Origin of the sequence: Luteimonas sp. 9C (genome assembly GCF_902506295.1) — a bacterium.
GTDB lineage: Bacteria > Pseudomonadota > Gammaproteobacteria > Xanthomonadales > Xanthomonadaceae > Luteimonas.
Genome location: NZ_LR733312.1, coordinates 688,068 through 708,654 on the forward strand (window position 1 = coordinate 688,068; position 20,587 = coordinate 708,654).

Consider the following 20,587-nt stretch of genomic DNA (forward strand, 5'->3'; position numbering starts at 1 on the left):
ATCGTCAGAAGCCGAGCCAGATCTGGCCGAACGCGAATACCGGCAGTGCCGCCAGCACGCTGTCGAGGCGATCGAGCACGCCGCCGTGGCCGGGAATCAGCGTGCCCGAGTCCTTGGCACCGACGTGACGCTTGAGCAGGCTCTCGAACAGATCGCCGACCACCGATGCGAGCACCGTCAGCACGGCGACCAGTGCGACCAGCGGCAATTGCGCGACGCTCGCGCCGGCCAGTGGCGCGAAGGCGACCGCGACGATGACACCGGCCACCACGCCGCCCGCGAGGCCTTCGACGGTCTTGTTCGGGCTGATGCGCGGCGCCAGCTTGCGCTTGCCGAACTTGCGGCCCGCGAAATACGCGCCGGTGTCGGTGGCCCAGACGATCGCCAGCGCCAGCAGCAGCCAGCGGTTGCCGTGCCCGCCGTTCTCGCCGGCGTGGATCACGCACAGCGCCGCCCAGGCCGGAATGACCGCCAGCGTGCCCGCGGCGAGCTTGAAGACGCGCGCTCTGGTGTCGTGATCGGACGCGAAGTCGTAGTGACGCAGCCACAGCGTCGCCAGCAGCCACCAGCCGACACCGATCATCGCCAGGATCTTCAGCAGCACCAACGAGCCGCCACCAGTGGCCGAGGCCCAGACGATGGCCACCATCAGCAGCAGGTTCAGTGCCAGCAGCGCGGTCCGCGCGAGCGTGTCGTCGATGTCGGTCAGTCGCAGCCATTCCCACAGCGCGGCGAGAAAGAGCATCGCCGAGACGGCAGCCATCCACGGCGTGTTGAGCAGCAGCACCGCCGCGATGGCGACCGGGGCCATCAGCAGGGCCGCGAGAATGCGGGTCGATGTCATGGGTGGCCCTCCCCGGGCGCGTCCTGTGCGGTGGCGATCTGCTCGCCCGTCAGCCCGAAGCGCCGCTCGCGCGAGGCATAGACCTGGAGTGCCTGTTCGAGTTCCTCGACCCCAAGTTCGGGCCACAGCGTCTCGGTGAACCACAGTTCGGTGTAGGCCAGCTGCCACAGCAGGAAATTGCTGATGCGCAGGTCGCCACCGGTACGGATGAAAAGATCGGGCGCCGGCAGGTCGGCGAGTGCGACGCGCGCACCGAGCGCCGCTTCATCGATCTGGTCGGGTCGCAGCCGCCCGGCCGCGACCTCCTCGGCCAGCGCGCGCGCGGCGTGTGCGATGTCCTGGCGCCCCCCGTAGCTGGCGGCGACGGCCAGCGTCAGGCGCATGTTGCCGGCGGTGAGCGCCTCCGCCGCCGCCATGCGGCCACGAATGGCGTCGCTAAACCGGCTCCGCTCACCGATGAAGCGCAGGCGTACGCCGCGCCGGTGCAGCTCGTCGACTTCACGGTCGAGCGCGCCGAGGAACAGTTTCATCAGCGCGCCGACTTCCTCGTCGGGACGGCCCCAGTTTTCGCTGGAAAACGCGAACAGGGTCAGCGCGGAGACGCCGCGCTGGAGGCAGAAGTCGATGCACAGATTGACCGTGCGTGCGCCGGCGCGGTGGCCGATCATCCGCGGACGCTTGCGTCGCGCCGCCCAGCGCCCGTTGCCGTCCATGATGACGGCGATGTGGCGCGGTACGGAGCCGGTCGGAATCGGAGCGTTCATGCGGACTGCGGCCAGGCCGTCAGACCGACATCAGTTCCTGTTCCTTGGCCTTGACGACCTCGTCGACATCCTTGATCGCCGCATCGGTGATCTTCTGGATCTCGTCCTCGGTGCGGCGCTCGTCGTCCTCGGAGATCTGCTTCTCCTTGAGGAGTTCCTTGACCTGCTGGTTGGCGTCGCGACGGATGTTGCGGATGGCGACCTTGCTGTCCTCGCCTTCGCTGTGCACGACCTTCGACAGGTCACGACGGCGTTCTTCCGTCAGCGCGGGCAGGTTGAGGCGGATCGTCGTGCCGGCGGTATTCGGGGTCAGGCCGAGGTCGGAGCCGAGGATCGCCTTCTCGATCGCGCCGACGATCTGCTTCTCCCACGGCGTGATCGTCAGCGAGCGGGCATCGGACACCACCACGCTGGCGACCTGGTTCAGCGGCATCTCCGAACCGTGGTAGTTGACCTTGATGTGGTCGACCAGCGCGCTGGAGGCGCGGCCGGTGCGCACCTTGACCAGCGTGTGCTTGAGCGCTTCGACGCTCTTGGCCATGCGGGTCTGGGTGTCTTTCTTGATGTTGTTGAGCATGGGCAGCCCCGGTCCGTGTGCGAATCGGACGATTATAAGCGTCCGCGGCCGACGACGGGGCCGGGTGATGCCGCAGCGCAGCGCGAGGCTGCGCGCAACGGGCTCAGCTGCGGCCCTGCACCAGGGTGCCGATGGGCTCGCCGCGCAGGATGCGCAGCAGCACGCCGGCCTGGCTCATGTCGAAGATGCGCAGCGGCAGATCGGAGTCACGCGCCAGCGCGAACGCGGCGGTGTCCATGACTTCCAGGCCCTGGCGCAGCACGTCGTCGTAGGTCAGGCGGTCGTAGCGCTTGGCGTCCGGCACCTTCTTCGGATCGGCGTCGTACACGCCGTCGACCTTGGTCGCCTTCAGCAGCAGGTCCGCGCCGATCTCGATGCCGCGCAATGCTGCGCCCGAATCGGTGGTGAAGAACGGGCTGCCGACGCCGGCGGCGAAGATCGCGATGCGGCCCTTCTCGAGATGCCGGATGGCGCGACGGCGGATGTAGTCCTCGCAGACGTCGTTGATCTTGATCGCGCTCATGACGCGGGCGCGGGCGCCGCGCTTCTCCAGCGCGTCCTGCATCGCGAGCGCGTTGATGACGGTCGCCAGCATGCCCATCTGGTCGCCGGTCACGCGGTCCATGCCGGCTGCCGCGAGACCCGCGCCGCGGAAGATGTTGCCGCCGCCGATGACCAGGCCGACTTCCGCGCCGGCCTTCTGCGCTTCGATCACTTCGTCGGCCAGACGGCCGATGACCTTCGGATCGATGCCGTAATCCTCGTCGCCCATCAGGGCCTCGCCGGACAACTTGAGCAGGACGCGGCGGTAGGCGAGGGGGGCAGACGACATGCGATGACTCCGGGGGCGAGGACGGAGCGGATTCTAGGGGATCGACGCAGGACGTGCGCGAACCGGATGTCAGGATTCCGTTGTCCGCGCGCGCACCCGGCGGCCAGCCACGCCGCGAAGCGCCAGGCACCAGGCCCGGCGGCGGCTCCAGGTGCGCGGCGCAGAGCGGTCTATTTCGTCGCCGGTGCGTCGTGGTCCGCGGGTCGCTCGGCGTCGGCGTCCGGGGTCTTCTCTGCGTCGGGCGCCACCGCCTCGACCGTGCCGTCCGCGTGCACGCGGCGTACGAACGCGGGTCCGGAGATCAGCGCTGCATCGTTGCCTTCGGCAGACCGGTTGTTGTCGTCGGCGTACGCATCGCCGCGCGCCGCCTTGCGGTCGTTGACCGCCACGTGATCGGCCTGCTGGGCCTGGTCGGGCGCGGTCGCGGACTTGGGGGTGTTAGAGGACATGTCGGTGGGTCTCGTGCCTGCGGGCCCCGACCGTGACGCACCGGCTGCCCGGGGGCCGTGAATCCGGCAGGCGCGACGCGGCGGTGCCGCTGCGGTCAGGCCGGTGAGGTGACGCAGCTCGCGCGCCACCCTGGACGCGCGGTCTTCTCGCGGCGCACGGTGCGCGCCGCACGGCCTATCGGCGCTGCGTCGCTACAGCCGTGCGCCGATCGCCGCGGCGTCGCCGGGCATGCCGAAGTGGAAACCCTGCAGCGAGGTGCATCCCAGCTCGGTCAGCAAGTGCTGCTGGGCCGCGGTCTCCACGCCTTCGGCGATGACCGACAGGTTCAGCGTGCGGCCGAGCGCAATGATCGCCGAGACGATCGCGGCATCCTCGCTGCCGGCGACGAGATCCTTGACGAAGGCGCGGTCGATCTTGAGCTCGCTGGCGGGCAGCCGCTTGAGATAGAGCAGGCTGGAATAGCCGGTGCCGAAATCGTCGATCGAGATCTGCACGCCCAGTGCCGACAGCCGCTGCAGGATCACCAGGCTCGCCTCCGGGTCGTGCATCGCGGTGGATTCGGTGATCTCGAGCACCAGCGACGATGGCGGCATGCCGTGCCGCGCGAGCGCTTCCTTGATCTTGCCCAGCAGCCCGGGCGAGCGGAACTGCGTCGCCGACAGGTTCACCGACACCGTCGGCACCGTGCGGCCCTGTGCGCGCCATTCCATCAACTGGCGACAGGCTTCATGGATGACCCAGCGCCCGATCTCGAGGATCAGGCCGGTCTTCTCGGCCAGCGGGATGAACGTGTCGGGCATCACCAGCCCGCGCTCGGGATGGTGCCACCGCAGCAGTGCCTCGACGCCGACCAGCGGGCCGTCGGGCGCGCGCAGTTTGGGCTGGTAGGCGAGGGTGAACTGTTCGAGTGCGAGCGCCCGGCGCAGGTCCTGGATCAGCGCGAGTTCGGCATGCGCGCCGCGGTTCATCGACGGCTCGAAGAAACAGTAGGCATTGCGCCCCTGGTCCTTGGCCGAATACATCGCCGCGTCGGCGTTCGCCATCAGCTCGCGCGCGCTGGTGCCGTCGGCGCCGAAGATGGCCACGCCGATGCTGCCGGTCACGTGCAGATCGCCGCCTTCGATCTGCACCGGCATCGCCACCGTCTCCAGCAGTTTTTCGGCGAGCGCCGCCGCGTCGCCGGGTTCGCGGATGTCGGCCAGCACCACGAATTCGTCGCCGCCCAGGCGTGCCAGTGTGTCTTCAGCACGGATCTCGGCGGTCAGGTGACGTGCGACCTGCAGCAGCAGGCGGTCGCCCACCGGATGGCCATACGCGTCGTTGACCGCCTTGAACCCGTCGAGATCGACGAACAGCAGCGCGAACCGGTGACCGTTGCGGACCGCACGGCGGATCGCGTGTTCGAGGCGATCTTCGAGCAGCAGGCGGTTCGGCAACTTGGTCAGGTTGTCGTGCAGGGCGAGATAGGTCAGCTCCTGGTTGGCCTTCTTCAACGAATCGCCGAGCAGCGCCGTGCGCTCCTGCAGACGCCGGTCCAGGATCGAGGTCGTCAGCGCCATGCCCAGGATCGCGAACGTCGTCGCACCGACCAGACTCGCCAGCCACTGCGGCGAGATGCCGCCGGCGATCGCCGCGCCGCAGATGCTGCCTTCGGGAAAGCGCGCCGCCGCCATGCCGGTGTAGTGCATGCCCACGACGGCCACGCCCATGACCAGGGCCGCCAGACCGCGGGCGCGCAGTACGCCGGCGCCTTCGCGGCGCAGCGAGAACGCGATCCACAGCGCGGCGCCGGCGGCGACGATCGCGATCACGATCGACAGCGCGAACCAGCCCGCGTGGTAGTCGATGCCGGGCTGCATGTGCATCGCTTCCATGCCGACGTAGTGCATCGCGGCGATGCCGGTGCCCAGGATCAGCGCCGCGACGCCGAGCTTGCGCGCGGGCAGGTCGCGACCGGCGATCACGTTCAGCGCATACGCTGCACTGCAGATCGCGATCAGCAGCGAGTACAGCGTCACCGCGAGGTCGTAACCCTGCGGAATCGGCAGCTGGAAGGCGAGCATGCCGATGAAGTGCATCGACCAGATGCCGAAGCCCATCGCGATCGCGCCACCGACCAGCCAGCTCCTGGACGCCCAGCCGTCGCTCGCGGCAATGCGCCCGGCCATGTCGAGGGCGACATAGGACGCGAACGCGGCCACGACATACGAAATGACCACGAGCAACGGGTTGTAGGTGCCGACGAGCATGCAGGGGAGCCGGAAGGGGGAGGGCTGCACCTGCAAAGCAACCGCCGTGCCAAGTTCGGGCGCAGCTGCCACACGGATCGAGGCGGATGTCGCCTGAACAACCCGCGCAAAAAAGAAGACCCGGCCAGACGGCCGGGTCAGGTTGTGACGCAGTCCGCAGATCGACCGGCAGCGGCCGGTCGTCCGCGGTCAGTCAGACGACGTCCGGTTCGCTGAAAGCCTCCGGCGCGTCCTCGGCCGAGCCGATCGGAATGCAGCTGCAGAACACGTTCTTGTCGCCGTGCACGTTGTCGACGCGCGCGACCGGCGGCCAGTACTTGGTGTGGCGCAGCGTGGCCAACGGGAACGCGGCCAGTTCGCGCGGATAGGCGTGCGTCCACTCGCTGGCGGTGACCTGCATCGCGGTGTGGGGCGCGTGCTTGAGCGGGTTGTCGTCGCGGTCCAGGCGGCCGTCCTCGATCGCCTGGATCTCGCCCCGGATCTGGATCATCGCATCGATGAAACGGTCGAGTTCGTGCAGCGATTCGCTCTCGGTCGGTTCGACCATCAGCGTGCCGCTCACCGGGAAGCTCAGCGTCGGCGCATGGAAGCCGAAATCGATCAGGCGCTTGGCCACGTCTTCGGCGCTGATGCCGGTCGCGTCCTTGATCGGGCGCAGATCGAGGATGCACTCGTGCGCGACGAGATCGTTGCGGCCGGTGTAGAGCGTCGGGTAATGCGGCGCGAGGCGCTTGGCCACGTAGTTGGCGTTGAGCAGCGCGACCTGGGTGGCGCGACGCAGACCGTCGGCGCCCATCATCGCGATGTACATCCAGCTGATCGGCAGGATCGACGCCGAACCATGCGTCGCCGCCGAGACCATGCCGACCGCGCCGTCGCCGCCGAGCGCGCGCGGCAGGTACGGCGCCAGATGCGACTTGACCGCGCACGGGCCGACACCCGGGCCGCCGCCGCCGTGCGGAATGCAGAAGGTCTTGTGCAGGTTCAGATGGCTGACGTCCGACCCCCACTTGCCGGGCTTGGCCACGCCGACGAGGGCGTTCATGTTGGCGCCGTCGGTGTACACCTGGCCGCCGTGCTGGTGGACGATGTCGCAGATCGCGACCACGTCTTCCTCGAACACGCCGTGCGTGGACGGGTAGGTGATCATCAGCGCGGCCAGACGATCCGAATACTTCTCGGCCTTGGCGCGGATGTCGTCGATGTCGACGTTGCCGTCCTTGTCGCAGCGGGTCACGACCACGGTCATGCCGACCATCTGCGCCGACGCCGGATTGGTGCCGTGCGCGGATTCCGGGATCAGGCAGATGTCGCGATGGCCCTGGCCCTGCGCCTGCTGGTAGGCGCGGATCGCGAGCAGGCCGGCGAACTCGCCCTGCGCGCCGGAGTTGGGCTGGAAGCTCACCGCGTCGTAGCCGGTGATCTCGACCAGCATCGCTTCCAGGCCGTCGATCAGCTCGGTGTAGCCCGCGGTCTGGTCGGCCGGCGCCAGCGGATGGATGTTGGCGAACTCGGGCCAGGTGACCGGGATCATCTCGGCGGTCGCGTTGAGCTTCATCGTGCACGAGCCCAACGGGATCATCGTGCGGTCCATCGCCAGATCGCGATCGGCCAGGGTGCGCATGTAGCGCAGCAGCTCGTGTTCGCTGTGGTGGGTGTTGAACACCGGATGGGTCATGAACTGCGTGTCGCGCGCGAGCGGGGTCGGCAGCGCATCGGCGGTCGCGGCGTCCAGCGCCTCGATGTCTGCGTCCGCGCCGAACAGCTTCGCCAGCGCGATCACTTCATCGCGGGTCGTGGTCTCGTCGAGGCTGATGCCGACCGACGACGCATCGATCGCGCGCAGGTTGAAGCCGGCCTCGCGCGACTTGGCGTGCAGCGCATCGGCATCGGCGCCGGTCACGTGCAGCGTGTCGAAGAACGCGTCGCCGACGGTGACGCCGGCCTTGTCGAGCGCGGCGGCGAGGATCGAGGCGAAGCGGTGCGTGCGGCGGGCGATGCGGGTCAGGCCGTCGGGGCCGTGGTAGACGGCGTACATCGACGCCATCACCGCCAGCAGCACCTGCGCGGTGCAGATGTTCGACGTCGCCTTCTCGCGGCGGATGTGCTGCTCGCGGGTCTGCAGCGTGAGGCGATAGGCCTGGTTGCCGGCGGAATCGACCGAGACGCCGATCAGGCGGCCCGGCATGGAACGCTTGTAGGCATCGCGGCAAGCCATGAAGCCGGCATGCGGGCCGCCGAAGCCGAACGGCACGCCGAAGCGCTGCGAGTTGCCGACGACGATGTCGGCGCCCCAGCGGCCCGGTGCCTGGATCAGGGTCAGGGCGAGCAGGTCGGTCGCGACCGCGACCACGCCGCCGCGCGCATGCACGGCTTCGGCGACGGTGGCATGGTCGTCGATGCGGCCGAAGGTGTTCGGGTACTGCAGCAGCACGCCGTAGGTGTCGGCGCCAGATGCATCGGCGGCGGGGCCGATCAGCAGCTCGATGCCGAGACCATCCGCGCGCGTGCGCAGCACGTCGAGCGTCTGCGGGTGCACGTCGTCGGCGACGAAGAACACGTTGGATTTCGACTTTGCCGACCGCTTGGCCAGCGTCATCGCCTCGGCCGCGGCGGTCGCCTCGTCGAGCAGCGAGGCGTTCGCGATGTCCATGCCGGTCAGGTCGGTGACCATGGTCTGGAAGTTGATCAGCGCTTCCATGCGACCCTGCGAGATCTCCGCCTGGTAGGGCGTATAGGCCGTGTACCAGGCCGGGTTCTCGAGGATGTTGCGCAGGATGACGTTCGGCGTGTGCGTGCCGTAGTAGCCCTGGCCGATCACGCTGCGCAGCACGGTGTTATGCGTCGCCACGCCGCGGATCTTCGCCAGCGCGTCGACTTCGGTCATCGCGTCGGGCAGGGCGAGCGGACTGCGCGAGGCGATGCTGCCCGGCACGATCGCGTCGGTCATCGCGTCGAGCGAATCGTGGCCGACGACGCCCAGCATGTGGGCGATCTCGGCGTCGTTCGGGCCGATATGGCGTTCGACGAAGGCCGAGTGGTGTTCGAGGTCGCGCAGGGTCGAAGCGGTCATGGCGGGCATCCGGAAGAGGCGGGGCGTCTGGACGACCGGCGCAGGTCCATGCCGGTCCGCGCCGCGGACGACAGGGCCGAAGACCGCCGGTCTTCCGCGTTGCCCCTCTGTCCTTTTGCCTGAGAGTTTGGAAGCAGTGTGCTTCGTGCCCCTTCGGCGCCGGGTCTGCCCTGAGGGCCTCCGGTCTCTCCAGAGTGTTGCCGCTGCAGCGGTACTGAGCCTGAGCGATTCCGGGCGGTTGCGCCTACGGCAGCGGACCCTCGCACCGAGCGTCCGCTTCTCCCACTGCATACGCGGCGCAGTATACCGGCCCCGTCGCGTGCCCGCGCGTGCCGCGCTGGGCCGGCGGAACGCGCCGTTGCCGGGGTGTGCGCACCGGTCGGCCTATGATGGCGCGCTCTTTCGCGGCGCCTGCGCCGTCCCCCCCCGGTCCGCGCGCGCGGACGCCTGCCGGTATTCCGATGTCTGATTCCTGCTGTACTGCGCACGGTGTCGCGCCCGCGTCCCGCATCCGAACCGCTGCTGCGCGCCCGTGGTCGCGCCGCGCATGAGACAGCCGCGCATGCCGTCGATCCGCACGCTGGCCCTGCTGCTGGCGGGTCTGGCGATGTTCGGGCCCTTCTCGATCGACACGATCTTTCCGGCGTTCCCGGCGATGCGCGCCGATCTCGACGCCGACCCGGCCGCGATGCAGCAGACGATCGCGGTGTATCTGATCGCCTACGCGCTGATGAGTATCGTGCACGGGCCGCTGTCGGATGCGATCGGCCGGCGCGCGGTGATCCTCGGCGGCCTGGCGGTGTTCGTGCTCGCCTCGGTGGGCTGCGCGCTGTCGACCGATCTGACCACGCTGCTCGCGTTTCGCGCGCTGCAGGGGCTGTCTGCCGGCGTGGGCCTGATCGTCGGCCGCGCGGTGATCCGCGACGTGCTGCAGGGCGACGATGCGCAGCGTCTGATGAGCCAGGTCATGATGATCTTCAGCATCGCCCCGGCGATCGCGCCGATCATCGGCGGCTGGCTGTTGGGCTGGGGCCGCTGGCCGCTGATCTTCTGGTTCCTGGTCGCGTTCTCGCTGGTGCTGCTGGTCGTCGTCTGGCGGTGGTTGCCGGAGACGCACCCGCGCGAACTCCGGATCTCGCTCGCGCCGCGCCGGCTGCTGCGCGACTACGTGTCGATCGTCGCGAACCGCCGCTTCCAGCGCATCGCCGCGGCGGGTGCGTTCAATTTCTCGGCGCTGTTCCTGTACATCGCCTCGACGCCGGTGTTCGTCGTCGACGTGCTGGGCCTCAACGAGCGCCAGTTCGGCTGGTTCTTCGTGCCGATGATCAGCGGCATGATGCTCGGCTCCTGGGTCTCGGGACGCGCGGCAGGTCGCATCACCGGCACGCGGCTGGCGAACATCGGCTTCGCGTGCAGCGGTGTCGCGATGGTACTCAACGTCGGCTACAACCTGCTGGTCGACCAGCCGGCAATCCCGTGGGCGGTGATGCCGGCGATGCTCAATTCCTTCGGTATCGCACTGACGTTCCCGATCCTCACGCTCGCGATCCTCGACATGTATCCGCGCCAGCGCGGTTCGGCGTCGTCGCTGCAGGCCTTCACCGGTCTGGTGCTCAACGCCGCCGTCGCCGGACTGCTGTCGCCGCTGGTCAGCCATCAGCCTTTGCTGCTGGCCGCGACCTCGGCCGGTTTCATGCTGGTCGGCTGGGCGTTCTGGCGCTGGGAACTCGCACGCTCGCCACGTCCGCCGGCATGTCCCAAGAACGCGGCAGCGATGGAGCCGACGGATCAGATGTAGCTGGCTCGTGGCAAGAGCCCGCGCTTTGCACGTCTCTGGTAAAGCTGCTCACTCGGGATGCAGCGGGCCTCCATCCGGACGCTGCGCCTGGGCTCGGTCAGCACGCGCCGCGCCGCAGTGCTCCCCGGCCCGGCGCAGCGCGCCGCGCAGTCGCTGCTCGCCCATGGCTAACGCGCCGCCGCGGGCTATTCATAGCCCACTCTCCGCGGCACCAGGCTGGAGTCCCGCGTGAGTGCTTTGCGTTTTTCCACGTCCGTGGAAAACGCCTCTCGTCGCGCGTGGCGACGATGCTGCGTCTTCGCCCCGTTGTTCCGGCGGCTTTCGACAGACGCATGTCCGGTCAAGCCGGATTCCCTTTCGCGCCGCGCAGGAACGCGAAGGCATCACTCGATGCAGAAGTCGCAATCCGACAGATCAGGAAGCGGACTGGCGGGCAGTGGCCGCGCCGAGCGCGCCAGGGATGGCGCGCGCCCGAGTCAGGGCACGACGCCCTGACCGAGGGAAAGGCGGCTGCTGCCTGACAGGCCGCTCCGTCTCCGGAGTGGAGAGGCCTCACCCACGAATCTGGGCGACGAACAAAAAAGAAGGGCCGGCAATGCCGGCCCTTTGACTTCCGAACTTGAAGACATCAACCCTGCGCAGGCTTCTCCGCCGCCGGCTGTGCAGCCGGAGCAGCTGCAGGCGCAGGCGACTGCGCGGACGCGGGCGCGGTCCAGCCGCAGGTCTTGCCTTCGTTCTGCTGGGTCAGCCAGGCCTGCAGCGGCGCGAAGTATTCGAGCACCGGCGCGGCATCCATCTGCTCGCCGCCGGTCAGTTCCTTCAGCGTCTGCTGCCACGGCTGGCTGTTGCCCTTCTCGAGCATCGCCCAGAACTTCTCGCCGGCGGCCTTGTTGCCGTAGAAGCTGCACTCGTTCAGCGGGCCGGTGTGGCCGGACGCATCGCACAGCGCCTTGTAGAACTGGAACTGCAGCACGTGCGACAGGAAGTAGCGCGTATAGGGCGTATTGCCCGGCACGTGGTACTTGGCGCCGGCGTCGAAGAACTCCTCGCCGCGCGCGGTCGCCGGGGCGACGCCCTGGTACTGCGCCTTGAGCGACCACCACGCGCTGTTGTAGTTCTCCGGCGTGATCGAGCCGTCGAACACGCCCCAGCGCCAGCGGTCGATCATCAGGCCGAACGGCAGGAACGACACCTTCGCCAGCGCCATGCGCATCTGCGAATTGACCAGCGATTCCTGCGTCTGCTGCTGCGCGCCGACAAGACCGATCGACTGCAGGTACTGCGGCGTCATCGACAGCACGATGGTGTCGCCGATCGCCTCGTGGAAGCCGTCGTGCGCGCCGCTCTGGAACAGCGGCGGGCGGCCGTTGTAGGCGAGGTAGTAATAGACGTGGCCGAGCTCGTGGTAGATCGTCGTGAAGTCTTCCTCGTTCGGCTTGGTGCACATCTTGGTGCGCACGTCGGGCTGCCCGTCGATCTTGACGCCCATGTCCCAGGCGCTGGCGTGGCAGACCACATCGCGGTCGCGCGGCTTCACGAACTGGGTGTTGGTCCAGAAGCTGGCGGGCAGCGCGGGCATGCCGAGCGAGGTGTAGAAGTCCTGCGCCCGTTCGTTCATGCGCTTGGCGTTGTCCACCTGCGCGGCATGGGCGATGTCGGCGCGGCGGTCGGAGTCGATCAGCGCGTTTTCCTTGACCATCCGCTCGTTGAGCTGGGTCTGGTAATCGCGCTCCAGCGCTCCGGTGATGTCGAGATCGCCGGCGTCGGGGTAGGGCTGCAGCACATCCCAGAGATTGCCCCAGTCCTGCTGCCACATGTTGCCCATCAGATGCGCCGGCAGCAGGCCGCCGTCGACGGTGCCGCGGCCCGGATATCGCGCTTCGAGGCGCGTGCGCGTGTAGCAGTGCAGCTGTTCGTAGAGCGGCTTGACCTGGTTCCACAACCGGTCGGTCTCGGCGGCGAGCTCGGCCGGGGGCATGTCGTAGCCCGAGCGCCACGCTTCGCCGGCGTCGGCGAAGCCGAGATCGCGCGCGCCCTCGTTGACCAGTTCGACGAAGCGCGTGTAGTCACCGCGCATGGGCTGGGCGATCGTGTGCCAGCCCTGCCAGGCGTCGAGCTGCGCGTCGTAGTCACGGCTGCTGCGCAGCACGTCTTCCAGCTGGCCCAGCTGGCGGCACTGGCGGGCTTCGCCTTCGCCGGTGCAGTAGACGCCCTTGCCGTAGGTGCCTTCCATCTTCGACGCAATCTTCGTCAGCTCGGCGAGATGCTCGGGATTGCGCGGCGGCGGCATGGAGGCGCCGAGCTTGAGCAGGTTGATCGCGCGCGCGGTCTCCGGCGACATCTGCTGGCCTTCGAACTTGCGCGCCTGCTCGATCCAGCTGTTGAGCTGGGCGAGATAGCGCTCGTTGTATTTGGCCGCCAGCAACTGGCTGTCGTCGTTGATGTACGTCGCCGACAGCCACTGCGAAGCGGTCAGCTCGGGCATCAACGTGCTGACTTCTGCGTTGACACGGGCGATGAACTGGTCGGCGGTCTCGCCGGCCGGCGCGGCGGGCGCGCCCGCGGTCGCGGCGGTGTCGGGCGATTCGGAGCGGTTGCAGCCGGCGAGCGTCAGGCTCGCGGCGACGGCCAGGGCGAGCAGGGTGGTGTGGGACTTCTTCACGGACAGCTTCCGGTCAGCTTGGGAACCGGGAGGCTAGTGCGGCGGCTGCGCGCTCGCAAGTGAATCGGAAGCCGACATCCGGGCGGAGGCGCATCGCGATGATGCGCAGGTTGTCATCCGGCGGGTTCCGTCGGGACCCGGCCCTGCGCTCCGGTGGGCAGCAGCGCACGCGCCACCAGCCACGCGCGTGCATCGTCCGCGTCGTGCTCGAACCAGGCGCGGGCCGAGCCCAGCCGGAAGGTGTAGCCCCAGGTGTCCATGTCCGCCATCAGGCGATCGCGACCGACGCCGGGCAGGGCATCGGCCAGGACGATCTGCAGATAGCAGGTCGCGTCTTCCTCTTCGACGGAGTCGGTCGCATCGGTGTGCACGGCGGCGCGGCGCTCGACCGGGAGCACGATCAGGTGCCCGGCCTCGTGCAGCATCGAATGCACCGGCGTATCGCCGCGCGCATGGACGTCGGTGCCGATGATGCCCGCTTCGGGCGCGCCCCAGTAACTGCCCGGGATCGGCGCGCCGTCGGCGACGCGATGCAGGGTCAATCCGTAGCCCGCGAGCAGTGCGGCCGGTGCGTCGAAGCCGATGTCCGCTAAGCACAGCACGGTCGCGGCCGGAGCGGCCGCATCGGAAGTGCGCGGGGCGTCCACGGCGACGGCTCAGGCGGTGGCCTGACGCTCCTCGGGCAGCGCGACCGAAATGTCGAGCACGTCGTGGTCGCCGTCCTTGACCAGGTCCACCTTGACCGCTTCGACGTCGATGCTGACGTACTTGCGGATCACCTCGAGCAGCTCGCGCTGCAGCAGCGGCAGGTAGTCCGGCGCGCCACGGTTGGTGCGTTCCTGGGCGACGATGATGCGCAGCCGGTCCTTCGCGATCGAGGCGGTGTTCTTCTTCGGCTTGAGGAAATCGAACATACCCATGATCAGCCTCCGAACAGCTTGCTGAAGAAGCCCTTCTTGTCGATGGCGGTGAAGCGCATCGGGCGCTCCTGGCCCAGCAGGCGCGCGACGGCATCGTCGTAGGCCTGGCCGGCGTTCGATTCGGCCGACAGGATCACCGGCTCGCCCTTGTTGGATGCATTGAGCACGTCGCCCGATTCGGGAATCACGCCGATCGTCTTCAGGCCCAGCACTTCCTCCACGTCGGTGATCGACAGCATCTCGCCGGTCTCGACGCGCGCGGGGCTGTAGCGGGTGAGCAGCAGGTGTTCCTGCACGCGCTCGCCGTTCTCGGCGCGGCGCGTCTTGGACTGCAGCAGGCCGATGACGCGATCGGAGTCGCGCACCGACGAGACTTCGGGGTTGACGACCACGACGGCGCGATCGGCAAAATACATCGCCAGGAACGCACCCTTCTCGATGCCGGCCGGCGAATCGCAGACGATGTATTCGAAGCCGTCGTCGGCGAGTTCCTTGAGCACGCGCTCCACGCCTTCGGTGGTCAGCGCGTCCTTGTCGCGGGTCTGCGACGCGGCCAGCACGTACAGGTTGTCGAACCGCTTGTCCTTGATCAGCGCCTGCTTGAGCGACGCTTCTCCCTGCACCACGTTGACGAGGTCGTACACCACGCGGCGCTCGCAGCCCATGATCAGGTCGAGGTTGCGCAGGCCCACGTCGAAGTCCACGACCGCCGTGCGCTTGCCCTGCCGGGCAAGGCCGATCGCGATGCTGGCACTGCTGGTGGTCTTGCCGACGCCGCCCTTGCCCGAGGTGACTACGATAATTTCAGCCAAAACACATCTCCTGGTGTGTCGCCGTCACTCGAGTGCGGCGATCTTCAATTCGTCATGCTCCAGCCAGACCTGGACGGCCTTGCCATGGAGTTCGCGGGGAATATCGTCCAGCACTTTGTAGTGGCCCGCTACTGCGACCAGCTCGGCATGGAAACTGCGGCAGAAGATACGCGCAGTCGGACTGCCCTGTGCGCCTGCCAGTGCACGGCCCCGCAACGGGCCGTAAATATGGATCGAACCGTCGGCGATCACCTCGGCGCCGGCGCCGACCGAGGACAGCACGGTCAGGTCGCGGTTCTGGGCGTAGAGCTGCTGGCCCGAACGCACCGAGCCGGCCTGGATCAGGCCCGGTTCCACGGCGGCGGTGGCCGGTGCCGGCTTCGGGGCCACGGGCGGCGCGGGTTCCGGCGTCGGCGCGGGACGCGATGGTGCGGGCGCGGGCGCCGCGTCGGCGTTTTCGTACTGGGCGCGGAATTTCGACAGCACCGGCAGATCCAGTGCTTCGGCGAGCGCCGCATTGGCCGGGCTGCCCCAGGCCAGGGCCACCGGCAGCGCGCCGGCGTCGCGCAGCGCATCGATCAGCGCCTGCGCGGTCGTCGCGTCGGGCAGTTCAGCCAGGCCGCCGAAATCCAGGATCACCGCGGCGCGGTCGAAGAGCTTGGGCGCGCGCGCGACGCGGCTGCGCATTTCCTCGGCCAGGCGGGCGACATCGAGCATGCGCACGCGCAGGTTGGCGATGCCGACCTGGCCGATCTTCAGTTCGCCGGCCGGTTCGAAATCGGCGGCGGGAGCAGGGCGGGACGCCATCAGGCTTTCGTCTCCTCGGGGGTGCGGACGGGCACGCGGGGGCGGCCCAGCCAGGGTTCGTCGGGCAACACGCCGCCGTAGGTCTCGCGCACCCAGGGATAGCTGCACAGGTCCTTGACCAGCATCGAGGCCCGGATGCCGCTGCCGGGCATCACGTGCTGCCCGACCTCGCGGAAGCCGAAGCTGCCATGGAACAGGCGGACCGGGTCGTTGTCGTGTTCGAGGAACACTTCACAGGTCAGCAGGGGATGTCGCACCTCGGCGTAACTCTGCACGTCGGCATAGAACGCGCGGCCCACGCCACCGCCGCGGCGGCGGCTGGCGACGACGACGCGGTCGATGTAGAAGAAGTCGGAATAGTGCGACTGGAACCAGCGGAAGTTGCTGCTCTCGTGATCGCTGCCGGCACCGAAGCCGATCAGGAATCCCACCATCACCGAATCGCGCTCGGCGACCCGGAAATACTCCGCGGTGTCGTGCAGATGCCGAAGACGGGCCGCATCCAGCGGCAGGATCGAGGGACCGGCGGCGTTGTTGAGTTCGAGGATGGAATCCAGCTCGTGCGCATGCACGTCGCGGACGACGATCGACATTCCAGACTCCAGAGACTACCGATGAACGCGCGAGACGACCGGTCGCGGCGCTCCTGCCGCTGCGCGTCGCACAGGCCCGGATTATTGCATGCCGGGGATCGCCGGGCGACCGGCGACGCGCGTGCCGGCATGACTTCAGGCCCGTCCGGAGACCGCTGCATGTGCCTAACATGCCGGCATGCTCCGTGATCTGAACCACAACCGTCTCCTGCGCATCGCCGGCCTGTTCACCTGGGCGATGATCGGCTTGCCGCTGCTGATGCTGTCGCTGGCGCCGGTAGAGCAGTTGACCGATGGCGGCATGCGGCTGGCGCTCGACAGCTGGCCGACCTGGGCCGCCTGGGCCGTGTTCGGCATGAGCTACGCCTGGCTGACCCGGGGGCTGGGCGAGCGTCGGATCCGCGCGTTCGATCACCTGCTGGTGCTGCTGCTGGCGGGCAGTGCGATCGCGATCAGCTACTACAGCCAGAGTGGCCTGGGCAGCATCCTGTTGATGGTGGTGGCCTGCGTACTGCCCTGGCTGCTGCCCCTGTGGGTGGGCGTGGCGCTGCTGGTGGCCTGCGAGTTCGTGATCGTGCCGGTCTACGTGCGCGGCTTCGATTTCACCTGGTCGGAGGCCGTGTTGCAGGCCGCCCTGTATGTCGGCTTCACCGGCTTCGCGTTCGTCACCGGTTTCGTGGGCCACCAGCAGGCGCAGGCGCGCGAGGAACAGCGCCGGCTCAACGCCGAACTGCGCGCGACCCGCGCCCTGCTGGCCGAGAGCGTGCGGGTGAACGAACGCACCCGCATCTCGCGCGAACTGCACGATCTGCTCGGTCACCACCTCACCGCGCTGAGCCTGAATCTCGAGATCGCCAGTCATCTGGCCAGCGGCCAGGCCCAGGAGCATGTGGGGCAGGCGCAGACCCTGGCCAAGCTGCTGCTCAGCGACGTGCGCGAGGCGGTGAGCCAGCTGCGCGACGACGATGCGATCGACATGCGCGCGACGCTGCTGCCGTTGGCCGAACATGTGCCCAGTCTGCAGGTCGACATGCAGCTGCCGGTGCAGTTCGTCGTCGACGATCCCGAGCGCGCGCACGTGCTGCTGCGCTGCACGCAGGAGATCATCACCAACGCCGTGCGCCACTCCGGCGCCAGCCTGCTGCGCCTGCGCTACAGCCAGGACCGCGACACGATCCGGGTCGATGCGCGCGACGACGGGCGTGGCGCCGAGGCGGCGCGGATCGGCAACGGCCTGACCGGCATGCGCGAGCGGCTGGCCGCGTACGGCGGCACGCTGCAGGTGGAGACCGCGCCGGGCAGCGGTTTCGTCCTGAAGCTGGAACTGCCGCTGGCGGATGCGACCGGGCTGCGCGATGCTGCGCGCCGGGGCGAAGCGCAGTCGCCGGCATGAATCCGCAATGGGAGGCACCATGATCCGAGTCTGCCTGGTCGACGACCAGACCCTGGTGCGCCAGGGCATCCGTTCGCTGCTCGCGCTCGACGGCGGCATCGAAGTGATCGCCGAGGCGTCCGACGGCCGGCAGGCGGTCGAGACGATTCCCGAGGTCAAGCCCGACGTCGTGCTGATGGACATGCGCATGCCGGCAATGTCCGGGCTCGAGGCGATCCAGGCACTGTCGCGCGCGGGCACGCTGCCGCCGACGATCATCCTCACCACGTTTGACGACGACCAGCTGGTGCTCGCGGGCCTGAAAGCCGGTGCCAAGGGGTATCTGCTCAAGGACGTGTCGCTGGACCAGCTGGTCGGCGCGATCCGTACCGTGGCTGGCGGCGGCTCGCTGGTCCAGCCGGCCGTGACCCAGCGCCTGCTCACGGGCCTGGAGCAGATGCGCAATGAATTCGTCAGCCTCGACAAGCCGGATCCGCTGACCGATCGCGAGACCGAGATCCTGCGGCTGATGGCCGGCGGTTTTTCCAACAAGGAAATCGCCAATTCGCTGGGCGTGGCGGAGGGCACGATCAAGAACCACGTGTCGAACATCCTGTCCAAGCTCGGCGTGCGCGACCGCACCCGGGCCGTACTCAAGGCCTTCGAATTGCAGCTCGTCTGACCGACAGGATGCCCGGCCCGTCGCAGCGCGACGGGCGTTCGAAGCGCCTGCGAACCTGCGGTTCGCGCGTAGGCGCTTCTCACCCTGTCCAAGCTCGGCGTGCGCGACCGCACCCGGGCCGTACTCAAGGCCTTCGAATTGCAGCTCGTCTGACCGACAGGATGCCCGGCCCGCCGCAGCGCGACGGGCGTTCGAAGCGCCCGCGAACCCGCGGTTCGCGTGCAGGCGTTTCCCACCCTGTCCAAGCTCGGCGTGCGCGACCGCACCCGGGCCGTACTCAAGGCCTTCGAATTGCAGCTCGTCATCCAAGCTCAGTCTGCGCGACCGTCCCCGGGCTGTGCCCGCGGGCTTCGAGTTGCCGCTGGTCTGATGGGCAGACCGCCCGGCATGCCGCAACGCCGTGCACGCCCGCCTGCACCTCAGGGCACGGCGTCGCAAGCCATTTCTATTCGCGAATTCAAGCCGCACGCCGGCCTGCACACCCCGGTGCGCCCGGAGGGTCACGACATCCGGAGTGCGTGCAGCGCGGCGCTTCGGCGCGCGCCGCACAGGGCGCGGGCGCCAGCAGGCGTTCGCAGTCCACAGACATCGCGTTTCTGAACATGCCCGGCCCGGCGGCAGCCCGATCCGGTGGGCACGACCGGTGACCGGACGCGTCCGTCGATTCGAGGCTTGAAGAGACTCGCCCGGTTACACGCAACTTGATACGATTGCCGGTCTGTGCCGCCTCAGGCCGGATTTGGTCCTGGAGAACTCTGAATGACCCGTCTGCTCGAACTGCTGATTTCCTGCGTCATCGTCGCCGTGCTGTTTCTCGTGGTGGCCGTTCTGCTTCCCTCCAGCCGCACGTTGACCGAATCAGCGGAAACAAACCGTCGCCAGACGATCGTTTTCGACACGCTCAACAGCGTGCTTCGCTTCAAGGACTGGTCGCCGGTGACCGCCTACGATCCGAGCGCCGAGCTCAAGATCTCCGGTCCCGACGCTGGCGTCGGCGCCCGTATCGATTACAGCTCGAGCCTCAAGCGCGTCGGTGACGGCAGCTGGGAAATCGTCGAGTCCGAGCCCGGCACCCGCGTGGTCTACGCGGTCGAGAGCGAGACGCGTGGCGACAACAAGCAGACCACGTTCACGTTGAGGCCCACCGGCCGCAACAACCGCAACATCGAGATCACCCAGACCTACAGCGTCGATTACGGCTGGGATCTGCTGGGCCGCTTCGCCGGTCTCTACGTCAGCCGCAACGTCGGCGACGGCATCAAGCTGGGGCTGGGTCGCCTGACCAACATGCTGGCCGCCGTCCCCAACGTCGACTACCGCGCCGAGGGCAGCACGCTGGCGAACCTGACCGCCGCCGATCGTCCGGCCGAGAACCTGCTGGTCGTGGCTGCGGGCGCCGTCGAGCGCAACAACCAGGTCATCCAGGATTCGATGAAGGCCAACGTGGAGTGGATCAACCGCACCATGGCCGCCAACAATCTCGAGGCCGCCGGTCCGCTGCGCATCATCACCACCGAGCTGGGCCGCGAGACCTACACCTTCGACATCGGCATGCCGGTCCGCAAGAAGGGCACCGGTCCGGCCGCGCCTGCCGCGCCGGCAGCTGACGCCGACGCCGAGGGTGAAGAGGCTGCAGCCGCCGCGCCGCCGGTCGTCGCATCGACCACCGATGCGGTCGAACTGACCGGTCTGGAGCTGCTGGGCCCGGTGAAGGCGATGTTCGTGCCGCGCGCCCGCGTCGCCAAGGCGAACTACAAGGGCTTCATGGCCGAGCTGGACAACGTCCGCAACGCCGTGCGCGCCTGGGCACTGACGCAGGGTTACGAGGTCACCGATCGTCCGTACGAGAACTACATCAACGGCATCGATACCGCGTTCACCGAGAACGGCGAGTTCGAAGTGTTCTGGACGCTGCGTGATCCGAATGCGGCGCCTGCCGCAGCCGCACCGGCGGCAACGCCGGCGCCGGCCGAGACCCCGGCGCCTGCCGAGGCGGCCGAGGCACCTGCAGCGGCGCCGGCCGAGTAAGCCGCGCCACGCGCAGTGTCTACATCGCACGCCGCATCCTCAGGGATGCGGCGTGTGTCGTTTCAGGATCCTGGTTTCCGCGGCAGGAACGGCCAAGCGGCCGCGTCGCAACGGCATCGGAGGC

At 68.4% G+C, this 20,587-nt stretch carries 16 protein-coding genes, 3 pseudogenes and 1 riboswitch; of the genes and pseudogenes, 6 read left to right on the plus strand and 13 right to left on the minus strand.

Annotation, left to right across the window (positions count from 1 at the left end; all coding sequences use genetic code 11):
• Positions 1-4 precede the first annotated feature (4 nt).
• The 7 genes from CURTO8I2_RS02980 to gcvP all read right to left on the minus strand — a co-directional run bounded on the left by CURTO8I2_RS02980 (position 5) and on the right by gcvP (position 8,789).
• A complete protein-coding gene (locus tag CURTO8I2_RS02980) occupies positions 5-844 on the minus strand; it encodes a phosphatidate cytidylyltransferase (protein WP_159678549.1) in 840 nt (279 codons plus the stop codon).
• Positions 841-1,608: a polyprenyl diphosphate synthase gene (gene uppS, locus CURTO8I2_RS02985; RefSeq protein ID WP_159678551.1), complete on the minus strand. Its 768-nt coding sequence runs from the start codon at positions 1,606-1,608 to the stop codon at positions 841-843. Before uppS ends, CURTO8I2_RS02980 begins: the two co-directional genes overlap by 4 nt.
• 19 nt (positions 1,609-1,627) lie before the next feature.
• Positions 1,628-2,185, minus strand: a complete 558-nt coding sequence (gene frr / locus CURTO8I2_RS02990; RefSeq protein WP_159678553.1) for a ribosome recycling factor — start codon at positions 2,183-2,185, stop codon at positions 1,628-1,630.
• A 103-nt stretch (positions 2,186-2,288) separates the two neighbouring features.
• Positions 2,289-3,017 carry a UMP kinase gene (pyrH, locus tag CURTO8I2_RS02995; RefSeq protein ID WP_159678555.1) on the minus strand — a complete coding sequence of 243 codons (729 nt, stop codon included), beginning with the start codon at positions 3,015-3,017 and terminating at the stop codon, positions 2,289-2,291.
• A gap of 170 nt (positions 3,018-3,187) precedes the next feature.
• On the minus strand, positions 3,188-3,466 hold the full coding sequence (locus CURTO8I2_RS03000; protein WP_159678556.1) for a hypothetical protein: 279 nt from the start codon (positions 3,464-3,466) through the stop codon (positions 3,188-3,190).
• Between the two features lie 192 nt (positions 3,467-3,658).
• Positions 3,659-5,716, minus strand: a complete 2,058-nt coding sequence (locus CURTO8I2_RS03005; protein WP_159678558.1) for an EAL domain-containing protein — start codon at positions 5,714-5,716, stop codon at positions 3,659-3,661.
• Positions 5,717-5,909: 193 nt separating this feature from the next.
• The gene (gene gcvP / locus CURTO8I2_RS03010; protein WP_343161347.1) at positions 5,910-8,789 is read right to left on the minus strand and encodes an aminomethyl-transferring glycine dehydrogenase; all 2,880 of its coding nucleotides are present in this window, start codon (positions 8,787-8,789) and stop codon (positions 5,910-5,912) included.
• Positions 8,790-8,886: 97 nt separating this feature from the next.
• Positions 8,887-8,992: riboswitch (glycine riboswitch) on the minus strand.
• Positions 8,993-9,351: 359 nt separating this feature from the next.
• On the opposite strand from gcvP, the gene CURTO8I2_RS03015 reads away from it, so the two are divergent.
• Positions 9,352-10,587, plus strand: coding sequence for a multidrug effflux MFS transporter (locus tag CURTO8I2_RS03015; protein WP_236550987.1), 1,236 nt, complete (start codon positions 9,352-9,354; stop codon positions 10,585-10,587).
• Between the two features lie 628 nt (positions 10,588-11,215).
• Here CURTO8I2_RS03015 and CURTO8I2_RS03020 read toward each other — a convergent pair.
• The 6 genes from CURTO8I2_RS03020 to CURTO8I2_RS03045 all read right to left on the minus strand — a co-directional run bounded on the left by CURTO8I2_RS03020 (position 11,216) and on the right by CURTO8I2_RS03045 (position 16,381).
• Positions 11,216-13,249: a M2 family metallopeptidase gene (locus CURTO8I2_RS03020; RefSeq protein WP_159678563.1), complete on the minus strand. Its 2,034-nt coding sequence runs from the start codon at positions 13,247-13,249 to the stop codon at positions 11,216-11,218.
• Between the two features lie 113 nt (positions 13,250-13,362).
• Entirely contained in the window at positions 13,363-13,896 is a 534-nt protein-coding gene (locus tag CURTO8I2_RS03025) for a hypothetical protein (protein WP_159678564.1), read from the minus strand.
• A gap of 9 nt (positions 13,897-13,905) precedes the next feature.
• On the minus strand, positions 13,906-14,169 hold the full coding sequence (minE, locus tag CURTO8I2_RS03030; protein WP_055248846.1) for a cell division topological specificity factor MinE: 264 nt from the start codon (positions 14,167-14,169) through the stop codon (positions 13,906-13,908).
• Between the two features lie 2 nt (positions 14,170-14,171).
• Positions 14,172-14,981, minus strand: coding sequence for a septum site-determining protein MinD (gene minD / locus CURTO8I2_RS03035; RefSeq protein ID WP_159678565.1), 810 nt, complete (start codon positions 14,979-14,981; stop codon positions 14,172-14,174).
• 24 nt (positions 14,982-15,005) lie between these two features.
• The gene (minC, locus tag CURTO8I2_RS03040; protein ID WP_159678566.1) at positions 15,006-15,788 is read right to left on the minus strand and encodes a septum site-determining protein MinC; all 783 of its coding nucleotides are present in this window, start codon (positions 15,786-15,788) and stop codon (positions 15,006-15,008) included.
• A complete protein-coding gene (locus tag CURTO8I2_RS03045; protein WP_159678567.1) occupies positions 15,788-16,381 on the minus strand; it encodes a GNAT family N-acetyltransferase in 594 nt (197 codons plus the stop codon). Before CURTO8I2_RS03045 ends, minC begins: the two co-directional genes overlap by 1 nt.
• 178 nt (positions 16,382-16,559) lie before the next feature.
• On the opposite strand from CURTO8I2_RS03045, the gene CURTO8I2_RS03050 reads away from it, so the two are divergent.
• The 5 genes and pseudogenes from CURTO8I2_RS03050 to CURTO8I2_RS03065 form a co-directional block, all read left to right on the plus strand.
• Positions 16,560-17,774, plus strand: coding sequence for a sensor histidine kinase (locus tag CURTO8I2_RS03050; protein ID WP_159678568.1), 1,215 nt, complete (start codon positions 16,560-16,562; stop codon positions 17,772-17,774).
• 19 nt (positions 17,775-17,793) lie between these two features.
• Entirely contained in the window at positions 17,794-18,435 is a 642-nt protein-coding gene (locus CURTO8I2_RS03055; protein ID WP_159678569.1) for a response regulator transcription factor, read from the plus strand.
• An 84-nt stretch (positions 18,436-18,519) separates the two neighbouring features.
• Positions 18,520-18,588 (plus strand): annotated as a pseudogene (locus CURTO8I2_RS15400) (DNA-binding response regulator); the annotation flags it as partial.
• Between the two features lie 84 nt (positions 18,589-18,672).
• A pseudogene (locus CURTO8I2_RS15405) lies at positions 18,673-18,738 on the plus strand (DNA-binding response regulator); the annotation flags it as partial.
• Between the two features lie 456 nt (positions 18,739-19,194).
• Positions 19,195-20,352: pseudogene (locus CURTO8I2_RS03065) on the plus strand (SRPBCC family protein); the annotation flags it as partial.
• Between the last annotated feature and the right edge of the window lie 235 nt (positions 20,353-20,587).

Excerpts from the sequence above, each read along its gene's own strand:
- CURTO8I2_RS02980 (WP_159678549.1), bottom strand. The coding sequence starts at position 844 with ATGACATCGACCCGCATTCTCGCGGCCCTGCTGATGGCCCCGGTCGCC.
- uppS (WP_159678551.1), bottom strand. The coding sequence starts at position 1,608 with ATGAACGCTCCGATTCCGACCGGCTCCGTACCGCGCCACATCGCCGTC.
- frr (WP_159678553.1), bottom strand. The coding sequence starts at position 2,185 with ATGCTCAACAACATCAAGAAAGACACCCAGACCCGCATGGCCAAGAGC.
- pyrH (WP_159678555.1), bottom strand. The coding sequence starts at position 3,017 with ATGTCGTCTGCCCCCCTCGCCTACCGCCGCGTCCTGCTCAAGTTGTCC.
- CURTO8I2_RS03000 (WP_159678556.1), bottom strand. The coding sequence starts at position 3,466 with ATGTCCTCTAACACCCCCAAGTCCGCGACCGCGCCCGACCAGGCCCAG.
- CURTO8I2_RS03005 (WP_159678558.1), bottom strand. The coding sequence starts at position 5,716 with ATGCTCGTCGGCACCTACAACCCGTTGCTCGTGGTCATTTCGTATGTC.
- gcvP (WP_343161347.1), bottom strand. The coding sequence starts at position 8,789 with ATGACCGCTTCGACCCTGCGCGACCTCGAACACCACTCGGCCTTCGTC.
- CURTO8I2_RS03015 (WP_236550987.1), top strand. The coding sequence starts at position 9,352 with ATGCCGTCGATCCGCACGCTGGCCCTGCTGCTGGCGGGTCTGGCGATG.
- minE (WP_055248846.1), bottom strand. The coding sequence starts at position 14,169 with ATGGGTATGTTCGATTTCCTCAAGCCGAAGAAGAACACCGCCTCGATC.
- minC (WP_159678566.1), bottom strand. The coding sequence starts at position 15,788 with ATGGCGTCCCGCCCTGCTCCCGCCGCCGATTTCGAACCGGCCGGCGAA.
- CURTO8I2_RS03045 (WP_159678567.1), bottom strand. The coding sequence starts at position 16,381 with ATGTCGATCGTCGTCCGCGACGTGCATGCGCACGAGCTGGATTCCATC.
- CURTO8I2_RS03050 (WP_159678568.1), top strand. The coding sequence starts at position 16,560 with ATGCTCCGTGATCTGAACCACAACCGTCTCCTGCGCATCGCCGGCCTG.
- CURTO8I2_RS03055 (WP_159678569.1), top strand. The coding sequence starts at position 17,794 with ATGATCCGAGTCTGCCTGGTCGACGACCAGACCCTGGTGCGCCAGGGC.